Genomic DNA, 13089 nt, shown 5'->3' on the forward strand with positions numbered 1-13089 from the left:
GCCCTACTCGGCGGGTGTGGTCTCCTCCCGGATGACCTCCCGGGCCACCCGGAACGCACGGTTCGCGGCCGGCACCCCGCAGTAGACGGCCGCCTGGAGCAGCACCTCCGCGATCTCGTGCGGGGTCAGTCCGTTGCGCAGGGCCGCGCGGGTGTGGGCCGCCAGCTCCTCCTGATGGCCGCCCGCGACCAGCGCGGTGAGCGTGATGCAGCTACGGGTACGGCGGTCCAGGCCCGGCCGGTCCCAGATCTCGCCCCAGGCGTAGCGGGTGACGAACTCCTGGAAGTCCCCGGAGAACTCGTCGGCCTGCGCCAGCGCCCGGTCCACATGCGCGTCGCCGAGCACCTCCCGGCGGATCTTCAGCCCGGTCCCGTACCGGTCGGGCTGCCCGGCACCCTGCGCCGGTACGGCCGCCGGGGCGATCTCGGCGACCGGCGCGGCCTGCGGCGGGGCGGCCGGGGCCGGGACGGCCGGGGCGCTCGGCAGGACGCTCTGGCCGGTGTCGAAGGTCTGCTGCCAGGCGCTGGAGAAGTGGTGCACCAGCAGGTCGGTGACGGCGGCGGGCTGCTCCACCGGGACCAGGTGGGAGGCGCCGGGGACGACCGCGAGGCGGGCGTCCGGGATACCGGCGACCAGGGTGCGGGCCTCGGCGGGACCGGTGACCTGATCGTCGGCGCCGACCAGCACCAGGGTCGGCACACCGACCCGGCCCAGCTCCGGCCGGACGTCGAACCCGGCGAGGGCCTCGCAGGCGGCGATGTAGCAGCCCGGGTCGGTGGTGCGGACCATCTGCACCGCCCACTCGGTGATCGCCGGTTGCGCGGCGGCGAACCCGCCGGTGAACCAGCGGTCCGGCGCGGTCCGGGCGATCGGGTCGAGCCCGTTGGTGCGGACGATCACCCCGCGCTGCCGGAACTCGTCCGCGGTGCCGAACCGGGGCGAGGCCGCGACCAGCGCGAGGGAGGCCAGCCGCTCGGGGTGACGCAGGCCCAGCTCGATGCCGACGGCACCGCCCAGCGCACAGCCGGCGTACCCGAACCGCTGCACTCCGAGCGCGTCCAGCGTCACCAGCAGCCGGGCGGTCAGCTCGGCGACCGAACCGGCCGGGTGGGCGGGGGCGCCGCCGTGACCGGGCAGATCGAAGCGGAAGATCCGCCACTGCTTGGCCAGCTCCGGCACCTGGCGGTCCCACATGTGCCATGTGGTACCCAGTGAGGGACCCAAGATCAGGACCGGAGCGTCTTCTGGCCCGTCAAAGCGGTATTGCAGGGTGTTGGGTGGTGTCTCGCTCACGCCCCAGACCCTCTCACGTCTCACGAAATCTCACACAGCCCGGGGAAGCCGGCGGCTCGATGCACCCGCGGCTCGACTCGTCGGGTACTGCCGACGGCCTCGTCGATCGAGTCTGAGCCTCTCAGCGTGTACGCGCGCCCCTGACGCAGTGCGGCCTGCTGGCCGCACTCTCGCCCGGTCCTCGCGTCGACGCGCTGCTTCCTCCATCAGCACAGCCGCCAGCCGTTCCGAGTTTGCAGCAAAGCATGTGGCGCCGTCCCGAAGGAAGGGCTGAGCCCGCCGACGCGATTACGACACCGTCCCTTCGGTAGCATCGCTGCAAGAGATCCTCACCCGGTAGGCAAACCGCACTGATGCAGGCACAGAGCCCAGTGGACACCGCTGCGCAGTCACCCGCCGTTTGACCGTCCCAGGCGTTCAATCCACCGAGTGCGGGGAGGATTGGGCAACCCACCTCAACGCCTCGAAGGCCACCGGTCGACAGAACAGACTCCCTCCATATCACCCGGCGAACCGTTGACGAGCCTGGCCTCAGATCTTGAGGTTGTGATCGGTTCTGCTCGGGTTGCCGCCAGGGGCGGAGGCGGGCTGGGAGGGGGTCGCCGCGCCGGTTGTCGTGGCTGACGGTGGCCCGGGTCTGGTGCAGGGCTCGCCAGTGATGCTGCTGGAGGTGGTAGGCGTCGCTGTGGTGGGCGGTCAGGGCGGTGGCCGCGAGGAGACAGGCGAGGGCTGGGACGGTCAGCCGGATCAGCGGAAGGCGCCCCTTCCCGCCGTCTCCTGCGCTCTTCCCTCGTCTGCCGGGTCAGGGCCGGCGCGCTGCCCGGGGAGATCGGGTTCTGGTTCTGGGTCGGGGTGGCGGGCGCGCTGGACGGTTAGGAAGGCCAGGGCGGGCATCGCGCAGGTGACGTGCCGGTGCCAGGACGTCCATCGGCGGACCTGGTACTGGCCGAGGCCGGTGATCTGTTTGGCGAGTTCGTTGTTCTCCTCGATCTTCCAGCGGACCCCGGCCCTCACGATCGCCTCGGTGACCGGGTCGGCGGCCGGGGCATGGACGAGGAAGTACGCGTACTCGAAGTCGACGTGGCCGCCGGCCAGTTGCTTCTTCTCGGTGCTTCGGCGGATCAACAGTCTGGTGGGCGAAGCCGTCGGCCGGTATCTGTCCGGGCAGGGTCACCTCGAACCAGGTCCAGTCGTAGGCTCGCTGTCCCTTGGCGCCCTCGCCCTGGCTGCGGCGTTCCCACTGCTCGCGCACCGTGGCGTAGTGCAGCAGGTCACCGGCCACCGCGCCCTGCAGCATGGCGAGGCCCATCTTCGGCTTGGTGGCGAAGGCGACCTCGTCGGGGACTCCGGCCGCCCGGCACCGCTCACGATCGCCGGTCCAGGACTGCGGCAGGTACAGACGCCGGTCGTAGAAGGTGTGGCCACTCGCGGCGGCATAGGTGAGCATCACCATGACTTGGCAGTTGCGGACGTCACCGGTCGTCCCGCAGTGCTGGTGGCCGATCCCAACGGACTTGTCACCCTTCTTGATCACCTGGGTGTCGTCCAGCATCAGCATGGCCGGACAACGGTCAGCACCGATCACCAGTCACAAGATCTGAGGCTGTAGCACCTGACAGTGTTAGAAAAACCTATCCCTGCCAAATCGCAGCGAGGCCCGGATAGCGTCTCACTGACAGGCGGCAGCATACGGAAACGTGAAGAACCGCCGATCCGAGGTCTGCCCTGCGGCCCAAACTCAGGCCGATTAGTGTCCACAAGTGCCGTCGACGAACTTTGTTCTGAGTCTTTAACGAACCCGGGACACCTATCTATATGAAAGAGCTCACCATGGCCATACATGTCGTTATCGGCGCCGGTTCCATCGGCACGAATGTCGCTCGCCTGCTCGCCGACCGCGGTGAAAGCGTCCGCATTATCACGCGCAGCGGCTCGGGCCCGGAGTATCCGCAGGTCGAACGGGTCGCCGCGGATGCCTCCGACCCGGGCCGCTTGACCGAACTGTCTCGCGGCGCAAAGGTAATCTATCACTGCGCGAACCCGCCTTCCTACACAATGTGGGAACGACTGTTGCCGCCCATGCAGAATGCGGTCATCACAGCCGCGAAAGCAAACAGGGCCGTGCTGGCAATTACTGGCAGCATGTACGCTTACGGCCCGCAGCCTGGCGGCATGATGAACGAATACACCCCCATGGCCGCCACTGGCCCTAAAGGCCGTCTCCGTAAACGGCTGTGGGAGCAGGCCCTTAACGCCGGAATCCGCACTGTGGAGGTTCGCGGGTCCGACTACATCGGCAGGGACTCGAATGGCCTGTATTCCATAATCATTGAGCCGGCAATGAAGACGGGCCGAGCAGCCTGGGTGCCTGCCGATCTAGACGCGCCACATACCTTCACCTTCAACGGAGACATGGCTCAGGCCCTGGTCGCACTTGGGAATGATGAGCGTGCGTGGGGTCAGGCGTGGCATGTGCCGTCGCCACCGGCCATCAGCATCCGTGAACTGGCGCGGCGCTACGCCGCCGCTGCAGGTCGGCCCCCGGTCAAGCTGATCCCGATGCCACGCGCGGCAATGCGCACAGCCGGGCTTCTCGTGCCGACAGCGCGTGAAATGGCCGAAATGGACTATCAGTGGTACTCACCGTTCCTCATGGACGCCTCAAAAACAGCTGACACCTTCGGCCTCACAGCCACCGACCTAGACATCATTGTCAATGATCAGGTGAGCGCGGCCGCGGCTTGATCCCGCCTCCCGATTTCGACGGCAAGCAGCGATTCCGGCACTTCGCTTCGTCATGACACGTCCGGCGAATCAGCCCTTGTCGCATTTGCGTCAATCCTGCGATGAGGCCCACCATCTGGGCTGTGTCGTGAAAGGTATCCCTTTTCGGCAGTGAGAAACAACGACAGGAGTAGCCATGATCTACCACATCAACCGCGCGAAGGCTAAGGCCGAAGTCACCCCCGAGCAAATCGAGGCTGCCTTGGAAAGTTGGCGCAACCAAGGACGGTCCAACCCGGCCGTGAAGTCTTTCATGGTTGGCCGCGATCTCGGCGGGGACTTCGACTACAGCTGTGTCTTCGTCGTTGAGGACCTCGACGGCCTCTACGAGTACCTGACCCACCCCGCGACTATCGGGACTGACCATCTGGGCCTGGCGCTGCTCGAACGCCTCGACATCTTCGACATCAGCGACGACGATGACCCTGACCTGTACGCGAAAATCGAAGAGCTGCACCGCCGCCGCAGCGCCCTGAACCCGGAGATTCCCAGCATGCTTTCGGACGTCCCAGACTTCCGCGGCGCCGGCGCGAACGACTAATCAGCACGTCACGACCGGCAAGTATACGCAGCAAGGCACACAGCACCTGCCGGTCGTGACGCAATCACCGCACCGTAGAGCAGACGTCATCCGAATTCGTCACCAGCAGAGAGATGACGTGACTTCCTCGAGCAAGACGCTGGCACGCTGCTAGTGTCTACGGCATTGTTCAGCCTGGTGTTAGGCTCCCCAAACGCTGAACCATAGGGTTGGAGCTCGCTGGCATCGTGGGGCTTCCTCGTCGGAGCCGCTGTGTTACTCGCTGTCTTTGTGCTCTGGCAGCACCATGCCGCGTATCCGTTGTTGCCGCTGCTGATACTGCGCGACCGCGACCGAGTCGCGTCCTTCGTCTCGGTAATAGTGGGGGGCATCGGCCTGTTCGCCGTGTTGTTGTTCGTGACGTATTAGGTGCAATCAACACTCGGATTCCCACCGGTCAGGACCGGCGTTGCTTTCCTGCCGATGATCGCGACGCTGGTACTGGCCGCGCAGCCTGGGAAAAAACGTGTTTGTGCCGCGGTTCGGTCCGAAGGTCGTGGTTTAGCTCGGCATGCTGCTAGCGGCGACCGCGTTGGTGCTGTTCACCCGGCTACAGGTGGATAGCGGCTACACCGCTCGCTTACTGCTGCCGCTCATACGTATTGCGGCTCCACTCCGAGCGTCGCGACCACCGACGCGGGCATGATCGTCCCCATCCCGGCCCCGATGAATCAGGTCGGCGGCTCGATCGGAACCGCGCTGCTCATACTATTGTTACGACTGCCTCCGGCGCTTACGGTGCTGCCCGGGCCGGCCGGGCGGATGATTTTTTGTAGTCGCTCCGTTCTATTGGATCGGATTGCGCTAACCTCAATCCTCGCAACGAGTCGCCGACTGCTTCACTGCCGACTACGCGGCGGAGGTGCCGCACCGTCCTGCAGATAGTTTTACTGGGCGGGAGCGTGTGCTGATGAACTGGTCCTTGGTATTTACCCGAGTGCCCGATCTGCAAGCAAGAGTTCTGCGGACAGCGGTTTCGGGGTCCGAGGTGTGGTCCGAATGGGAGCAGATCGATGCCGTGTTTGGTGGCGGTGGCGAGGTAAGAACGCAGATGGCAGCGGTGTTCCGCCGGTCAGGGTCCGCATGCCACCGGAGATCTTCTGCCGGACTTTGACCATGCGGACTTCCCGTTCGGCGGCGTTGTTGTCGAACGGAAAACGGCGACCGAGCGGACCGGCGCCACACCATCGCCCGCTTGACACACCCGTCTCAAACGCAGGGGAAATCACAGCTCGCGCGGCTCACTCCGCGCGCTTTTGGAGGGGCCCGTACTGCACCGGCGCGTCCACCCCGGCCGGAGCATTCGCGCAGGTCGCCGTCGCGCATCCGCACCGCCGCGCCACGAGCCGGTGCTCGACAACCCGGGAAGTTGCCCATCACGCCGCCGATAGATGATCACCCGCCAGGCCCGCACGGCACGGCCCCCCGCCGCCGCGGCGGTGTCAGGACAGGGGCCAGTGGCGCAAGGCGGCGTCGGCCAGCTCCTGCAGGTCGTCGCGGGCGACGCCGCTCGCGGCCTGGACGGCGATGCCGTAGGCGACGGTGGTGAGGTAGCGGGCCAGGAGGCCGGGGTCGGTCTGCGGGGGCAGATCGCCGTCATCGACGGCGCGCCGGAACCGCTCGCGGATGCGGGCGTATCCGGTAGTGCGCCAGTCGACGAGGAGGGCGCGGACGTCCTGGCCGGACTCGCTGGTGGTCAGGGCCCCCTGGACGCCCAGGCAGCCGTGGGGGTGGCCCGCGCGGGTGGTGGTGCGCACGGTGCCGGCCAGGATGGCGGTGGCGACGCCAAAGGCGGTCGGCTGCTCCAGGGCCTGGGCCAGGTAGGCGCTCGGGCCGTCGGTGTAGCGCTCCAACACCTTGCGGAACAGCTGCTCCTTGTTGCCGAACGCGGCGTACATGCTGGTGGTGGAGATACCCATCGCGTGCGTCAGGCCGGCGGTGCTGGCCCCCTCGTAGCCGTGCTGCCAGAACACCAGCATGGCGCGCTCAAGGGCGGCGTCGGCGTCGAATCCTCGCGGTCGGCCGATCGGGCCGGTCGGTTTCGTCTCCACCCCCACACCCTACCCCTTCCGCAGTGATCGCTGCAGAAATGCTACGGTCCACTTCTGCAGCGACTGCTGCAGAAGTGGACCCGGCTCTACGACCAGGTCGGCTTCGACACCGTCAACAACAGTCCATTGAGCGCCTCGTGGCGCACGGCCCCCGGTCAACCCGCCTGGGCCGCGCTGGCGCACCAAACGCGCGACGAGCTCATCGCCAACCTCAGCCGAGCACAGCGCCTTGCTCCGACGTGACGCTGACCGGCGGGCCCCCTCCGCGGCCGCGGCCGTCCGGCGCGGCCGCGGCGGCATTCCCGTTCGGAACCCTCCACGCGCGGCTCCGATCCGGAGCCACCCCACAGAAAGGCCCTCACATGTCCGACAGTGATCTGCGCACGTTCTACCGGCGCTACCTCGAAGCGCTCAACGCCCACCAATTCGATGGCATGGACGCATTCATCAACGAACGGACCACGTTGAACGGGGAGCCCGCCACCCGCGACGACCTCCTGGCCGTGCAGCGGCAGGACGTGGACGCGGTACCGGACCTGCACTGGGAGTTGCAGGAGCTGCTCTTCGACGGTGACCGTCTGGCTGCGCGCCTGGTCAACACCGGCACCCCCGTGAAGCCCTGGCTCGGCGTGGCTCCCACCGGCGCCTCGTTCGAGATCGTCGAGTACGCCATCTACCAGGTCCGCGACGGGCGGTTCGTGCACATGACCGCCCTGCACGACGCCGGTGAACTGCGCCGGCAGCTAACCGGCTGACCTGCAACTTCGCGCCTGCCCCACTTGGACATGTCCGCATACCGAGAATGGCCCGCTCGGGCACTTCACTTGCGAGGATCTGCATGACCATCACACTGATCACCGGGGCCAACAAGGGCATCGGCTTCGAGACCGCCCGACAGCTACTGGCGGTGGGCCACGTGGTCTACCTCGGCGCGCGGGACGTCGAGCGCGGACAGCAGGCCGCGGCGGCGTTGGACGCGAGATTCGTGCAGCTCGACGTGACCGATGACGCCTCCGTGCACAGCGCGCTGGCGGCCATCGACGCGGCCGAGGGCCGGCTCGACGTCCTGGTGAACAACGCAGGCATCTTGGGGGACGGAGCCCTCGACGGCCCCACCGCCCTGCGCGCCTTCGACACCAACGCGGTCGGCCTCGTGCGGGTCACGGAAGCGGCGCTGCCCCTGCTGCGCAAGTCCGCGAACCCCACCGTGGTGACCGTCTCCAGCAGCGCCGGATCCTTCTGGGCCGTGACCAACCCGGACCGTCCGGAGTACGCCTTGCCGCTGGCGCTGTACTCGGCGTCCAAGGCCGCCGCCACCATGCTCACCGTCCAGTACGCCAAGGCCCATCCGAGCATCAAGTTCAACGCCGTCGAACCCGGCACCACCGCGACGGACCTGACGGCGGCCTTCGGTGTCGGCAGGACGCCGGAGGAGAGCGCGAGGGTCGTCGTACGTCTCGCCACACTCGACGCGGACGGCCCGACCGGCACCTTCCAGGACGAAAACGGGGAGGTGCCCTGGTAGGCAGGCCAGCGCGGCTGGGAGGGGCCAGCCGCGCCCAGGCCGGCGGGTCACCGGCCACATCCATTCGGTGTCCCTTCCCGTGCGGGCGAGCGGCGCCGGCCACATTCCTCGACGTCGTGCACGCCGACCGCCTCGCCCCCGCGCATCCACGACAGGGCGCTCTCCGCCATGGACCTGATCGCCCGCCACCCACACGGACGAGCTGCTGTCCAGCATGCAGTGCATGGTGCGGACCCTCGCCGCCGCCGGCGAGGGTCCGGCGCGAGCGCTGGTCGGCCGGACCCGAAGCGAGGGCATGAAGCTGACCGGTGCGGTGGTCTGCCGCAGCAGATGACCCAGCGAGTGCTGGAGTCCGCTGTGGAGGGCGAGATCACCGGCCACCTCGGTTGTGACCAGGTGGGAGGTCCGGGAGTGCGGTGGGCACGCCACCACATGTGAACGGATCGGCCAGGCGCTCGCAGGTCTGCGGATTGCTTGCCCGATTGCGAAGCGCCTTTCCCCGTGGAGGCCGACAACAGGTGCCCCCAGATACGGGGCGAGCGGCATACAGCCCTTTCCTGGCCGGCCGGCCTGTGGTCCGACCCGCTCCGCGCCCCGGTGAGTTCACTCAACTCAAGGCGGGCCCCGTATCGCCCGAAGCACGCCTCGACCGCCCAGCGGCGGCCGGCCACCCGGTGCTGCCGGTCGGCTCACTGCCAGGAGGCGCACTTCGGCCCTCGTCCAGTCGTGGACGCGCGGGCCGTGCGCGCCGTTGCCGCACGAGCGGCGCTTCTGACGCCACCGCCCGGACGCGCGTCACATCTGGACGCGCCTCACACCGCCCCGGCTCCAACGGCGCCCGCGCTCCCCGAAATCCGCCGGTGGATGTCCGCGAGCATGTTGCGCATCGCAAGGTGGAAGAGCTCGGCCTCGTGGTCTCCGAGGAACGAGGTGTGTCCGAACACCTCGAGAACGACCATGCCGTGCATGCGCCCCCATGCCTCCATGAGCAGGGCGATCGCGGGCGGCGGGAGGACTCCCGGCCCGTCCGGGGGCAGATGGTCCAGGTAGGCCCGGAACTGGGGCGACAGCGAAGGGATGTCGGCCGCCGCGAGCTGCTCCAGGCTGAAGCCGCCGAAGAGCTCACGCTGGAAGATCGCACTCATCCGGCGGGCGGCCATGGTGGAGGCGCCGTCGGCCGGGGCCGCGTAGCCCCGCAGGGGTGTCCCGAACAGGAGCTTGAACCGCTCTGGATGGTTGACGGCCCAGCGCCGGTAGCCCTCGGCCGCGTCCAGCAGCCGCGACACGAACGGCCGGTCCGCCACCGAGTCCGCCGCAGTGCCCCCAGCGCCCGCAGCCGAGTCGACGGCGGCCTGGACGGCGGCGAACAGATCCTCGTACCCCTTGGTGACGAGCATCGTGACGAGGGCATGCCGGTTGGGGAAGTAGTGGTAGAGCGCCTGCACGGTCATGCCGAGGCTGCGCGCGACGGCCCGCAGGGACAGCCCCTCAGGACCGTGCTCGGTGATGTGCAGTTCGGCGGCGTCCAGGATCTCCCGCACCGCTGTGGCCCGTCGCCGCTCCCGCAGCGTGGGCGGAGCAGATGAGGCGGATCGAGCGGCCGGGGCGGAGGGAGTAGACGGCGCGGACGGAGCCGGCGGGGCGGCGGTCTTCGGCCGTTCGGGTACGGGCATGGGCCCACCCTACGGTGCGCCTCTGGCACCTGAACATAAACCGAGCACTGTCAGGTAAATCTCGCACTGCCAACTTCCCCGTGGCCTCCCCTAGCGTCGTCGCGTCCCCGCAGACACATTGACCTCAAAGGAGATTCCGCGTGTTCGAACGCATAGCCGAGCTGGCGATTCGCCGGGCCCGGCTGGTACTCATCGTCGCCATCGTGGCGACAGCTCTCATGGGTGCCCTCGGTAGCGGCGCATTCACCAAGCTGCTGGGCGGCGGTTTCGATGACCCGGCTTCCCAGTCCACCCGGGCACGCAATCTCATCGACAAGAAATTCGGCGGCGAGACCAACCTCGTCCTGCTGGTCCGCGCCGGCGACGGCCGGGTCGACACCCCGTCCGCCGAGCAGAACGGCAAGGCACTGGTCGCGAGCCTGAAGAAGGAGAAGACGCTCGCGAACGTCGTCTCCTACTGGGACACGCGGAGCGCCCAACTCCTGTCCAAGGACGGCCGCGAGGCCATGGTCCTCGCCCACGTCAAGGGCGACCCGACCCAGCGGCAGAAGAACGCCACGAGCCTGCTCGACGACTACGACGGCACGTACAACAAAGCCCTCACGGTACGGGCCGGTGGGGTGGCCGCCGTCGGCAACGACATGTCGACGCAGGTGGTTGAGGATCTTGAACTGGCCGAGCTGATCGCGATCCCGCTGACTCTCATCCTGCTGCTGTTCGTTTTCGGCAGCGTGGTCGCCGCGCTGCTGCCGCTGGCCATCGCCGTCATCGCCATCCTGGGCTCGTTCGCCGAACTGTCCCTGCTCGCCGACGTCACCAGCGTCTCGAACACGGCGACCAACCTCACCACGGCTCTCGGTCTGGGACTGGGCATCGACTACGGCCTGTTGATGATCAGCCGGTTCAGGGAACAGCTCGCGACCGGCGCGAGCGTGGAGGACGCCGTCCGCCGGACGGTGCACACCGCCGGCCGCACCGTAGCGTTCTCCGCCTCCACCGTGGCCGCCGCACTCGCGGCGCTTCTCGTCTTCCCGCAATACTTCCTGCGCTCGTTCGGCTTCGCCGGGGTCGGCGTCGTCGCCATCGCGGCCGTCAGCGCGCTGTTCGTCATGCCGCCGCTGCTCGTCGTCCTGGGGCACCGGGTCAACAAGGGGCAGATGCCCTGGGCGAAGACCGCGAACACCACCACGCGCGTCTCCATATGGGCGCGGCTGGCGCGTACCGTCATGCGGCGGCCCGCGCTCACCGCGCTGCCCGTCCTCGCGGTCCTGCTGGTGGCGGCGAGCCCGCTGCTCGGCATCACCTTCGGCACCCCGGACGAACGCGTGCTGCCCAAGGACGCCGAGAGCCGCCAGGTCTCCGCGACGCTCCAAGAGAACTTCAACGGCAACGACAACGCCGCCCTCCAGATCGTCATCGGCCAGAACGTCGGCCAGAACGCGGACAAAGCCCCGCTGGATACGTACGCCGATCAACTGTCCCAGCTCAAGGGCGTGGTACGGGTCGAGACCAGCACCGGAACCTACACCCACGGGCAGGAAGCGGCGGCCGGTCCTGGCAGCGCCAACCTCAGCCGCCCCGACGGCCAACGGATCAGCGTCGTCAGTTCCTTGACGCCGAAGTCCGACGCGGCACAGAGCCTGGTCGCCGACGTACGGGCGCTCACCCCGCCCCCCGGCACCCACCCGCTGGTGGGCGGCATCGACGCCGAACTGGTCGACGCCAAGCACTCCATCAGCGACCAAATCCCGCTCGCCATCGGCCTGGTCGTTCTGACCACGTTCGTCCTGCTCTTCCTGTTCACCGGCAGTATCGTGCAGCCGCTGCGCGCCCTGGTCCTGAACGCGATCACCCTGGTGGCGACGCTCGGCATCATGACCTGGATCTTCCAGGACGGCCATCTCTCCTCCCTGCTCGGCTTCACGGCGCAGCCGATGGAGATGTCGATGACCGTGCTGATGTTCTGCATCGTCTTCGGTCTGTCGATGGACTACGAGGTGTTCGTCACCAGCCGGATCAAGGAACTCCACGACCAGGGCGAGGACACCGAGTCCGCCGTCACCAACGGCCTCGGGCACACCGGGCGCATCGTCACCGCCGCCGCCTGCCTGCTCGCGGTGAGCTTCTTCGCCTTCGGTACGTCCAAGCTCAGCTTCATGCAGATGTTCGGCCTGGGCAGCGGGCTGGCCATCCTCATCGACGCCGTCGCCATCCGCGGTGTCCTCGTCCCGGCCGCGATGCGCCTGCTCGGCGGCTCGGCCTGGTACGCGCCCGGCTTCCTGCGCAGGTTCCACAGCCGGTTCGGCCTCAGCGAAAGCGCGCCCGAGCCCGCTGCCGCGCCCGAACCCGCAGTCTCATGGGGTTGACCCCGGCCCACAGCGTCCTGCCCGGCGCGGAGTCCGGCCAGGGCGATACCACCCAGCGGGCCGCGATCCTGCTGACGAGGCAAAGCCCCCGGCCGTCCTCGGCGTGCGGATGATCCAGGGCGCACGGACCGGCGGGGCGGGTGGCAGTTGCCACCCGCCCCGCCGGTCCGTCAAGCGAGGACGACGCCGCAGGCGCTCATCAGCGCACGGGGGGCGCCCAATCGGGGTCGCGGCCGGTGAAAGCGACCAGCCGGTCCAGAGGTGGTGCGCTTGCGTCGATGGCGATTTCGGGGCCGAAGGGCATGCCGGGGCCACGGTATTCCGGCTGGATCACGCCTTCGAGCACGGTGAGGGCATGCCGGCAGGTCTGCGGGTCCGGGTTCCATCGCTGGCCGGTCGCACGGGCCAGGTCCCAGCCGTGGCCGAGCGTTTCGATCAACAGCAGGTCGATGACCACGGAGCCCGGATAGGCGCCACCCAGCAGCGGAACGTTCACTGTAGCTGTCGCCAGGCCGCCGGCCAGGGCCGATCGGATCGTGGCGGTGAGGTGCGCGATCACGGCACTCGGGTGGTCGGGGCCCGTGAACGCGGACGGGTCGGGCCGGTCGCTGCCGGACGGGTCAGTGAAGGCAGCATCGAAGTAGGTGAGCCAGCCCAGCAGGTGGCGGCGCAACGTGCTCACGTCAAAGCCGTCGCACGGTGTGGGGAGCTTGTCCTGCGCGGGAGTGATGCCGGGGAACTGGCGAGCCAGGTCCTCGAGTACCGGAAAGATCATGGAACCACTCTCTCTGATAGGTCGCTATATCGAGTGTAGTCT

General features: G+C 68.1%; 10 protein-coding genes and 3 pseudogenes. 6 read left to right on the plus strand and 7 right to left on the minus strand.

Annotated features, from left to right (window positions below):
* Positions 1–3 precede the first annotated feature (3 nt).
* The 3 genes and pseudogenes from pcaDC to D9753_RS39280 all read right to left on the minus strand — a co-directional run.
* Positions 4–1293 (minus strand): bifunctional 3-oxoadipate enol-lactonase/4-carboxymuconolactone decarboxylase PcaDC, encoded by a 1290-nt coding sequence (gene pcaDC / locus D9753_RS06240; RefSeq protein WP_121786093.1) that lies wholly within the window; start codon positions 1291–1293, stop codon positions 4–6.
* 747 nt (positions 1294–2040) lie between these two features.
* Entirely contained in the window at positions 2041–2418 is a 378-nt protein-coding gene (locus tag D9753_RS39275; RefSeq protein ID WP_394346826.1) for a hypothetical protein, read from the minus strand.
* Positions 2419–2632: 214 nt separating this feature from the next.
* Positions 2633–2851 (minus strand): annotated as a pseudogene (locus tag D9753_RS39280) (transposase); the annotation flags it as partial.
* Between the two features lie 257 nt (positions 2852–3108).
* Between D9753_RS39280 and D9753_RS06250 the strand changes: the two are divergent.
* The 3 genes and pseudogenes from D9753_RS06250 to D9753_RS39285 all read left to right on the plus strand — a co-directional run.
* Positions 3109–4038 (plus strand): NAD-dependent epimerase/dehydratase family protein, encoded by a 930-nt coding sequence (locus D9753_RS06250; RefSeq protein WP_240468055.1) that lies wholly within the window; start codon positions 3109–3111, stop codon positions 4036–4038.
* Between the two features lie 175 nt (positions 4039–4213).
* A complete protein-coding gene (locus D9753_RS06255) occupies positions 4214–4618 on the plus strand; it encodes a Dabb family protein (RefSeq protein ID WP_121786095.1) in 405 nt (134 codons plus the stop codon).
* A gap of 871 nt (positions 4619–5489) precedes the next feature.
* Positions 5490–5771: pseudogene (locus tag D9753_RS39285) on the plus strand (nuclear transport factor 2 family protein); the annotation flags it as partial.
* Here D9753_RS39285 and D9753_RS39290 read toward each other — a convergent pair.
* Positions 5734–5886: pseudogene (locus D9753_RS39290) on the minus strand (IS66 family transposase); the annotation flags it as partial. The pseudogenes D9753_RS39285 and D9753_RS39290 overlap by 38 nt on opposite strands.
* Before the next feature lie 213 nt (positions 5887–6099).
* Complete coding sequence (locus D9753_RS06270; RefSeq protein WP_121790930.1) at positions 6100–6708, minus strand: TetR/AcrR family transcriptional regulator; 609 nt, start codon at positions 6706–6708, stop codon at positions 6100–6102.
* A 362-nt stretch (positions 6709–7070) separates the two neighbouring features.
* On the opposite strand from D9753_RS06270, the gene D9753_RS06280 reads away from it, so the two are divergent.
* Together D9753_RS06280 and D9753_RS06285 are read left to right on the plus strand one after the other, a co-directional pair.
* A complete protein-coding gene (locus D9753_RS06280; protein ID WP_121786097.1) occupies positions 7071–7463 on the plus strand; it encodes an ester cyclase in 393 nt (130 codons plus the stop codon).
* Positions 7464–7546: 83 nt separating this feature from the next.
* Positions 7547–8233 carry an SDR family NAD(P)-dependent oxidoreductase gene (locus D9753_RS06285; RefSeq protein ID WP_121786098.1) on the plus strand — a complete coding sequence of 229 codons (687 nt, stop codon included), beginning with the start codon at positions 7547–7549 and terminating at the stop codon, positions 8231–8233.
* Positions 8234–9045: 812 nt separating this feature from the next.
* Here the strand turns inward: D9753_RS06285 and D9753_RS06290 are convergent.
* The gene (locus D9753_RS06290; protein ID WP_121786099.1) at positions 9046–9906 is read right to left on the minus strand and encodes a TetR/AcrR family transcriptional regulator; all 861 of its coding nucleotides are present in this window, start codon (positions 9904–9906) and stop codon (positions 9046–9048) included.
* A 140-nt stretch (positions 9907–10046) separates the two neighbouring features.
* Here D9753_RS06290 and D9753_RS06295 point away from each other — a divergent pair, with 140 nt between their 5' ends.
* Positions 10047–12272, plus strand: coding sequence for an MMPL family transporter (locus tag D9753_RS06295; RefSeq protein WP_121786100.1), 2226 nt, complete (start codon positions 10047–10049; stop codon positions 12270–12272).
* A gap of 199 nt (positions 12273–12471) precedes the next feature.
* Here D9753_RS06295 and D9753_RS06300 read toward each other — a convergent pair whose 3' ends face one another.
* Entirely contained in the window at positions 12472–13047 is a 576-nt protein-coding gene (locus D9753_RS06300; protein ID WP_121786101.1) for a TIGR03086 family metal-binding protein, read from the minus strand.
* Positions 13048–13089 lie beyond the last annotated feature (42 nt).

Source organism: Streptomyces dangxiongensis, assembly GCF_003675325.1.
Classification (GTDB): domain Bacteria; phylum Actinomycetota; class Actinomycetes; order Streptomycetales; family Streptomycetaceae; genus Streptomyces; species Streptomyces dangxiongensis.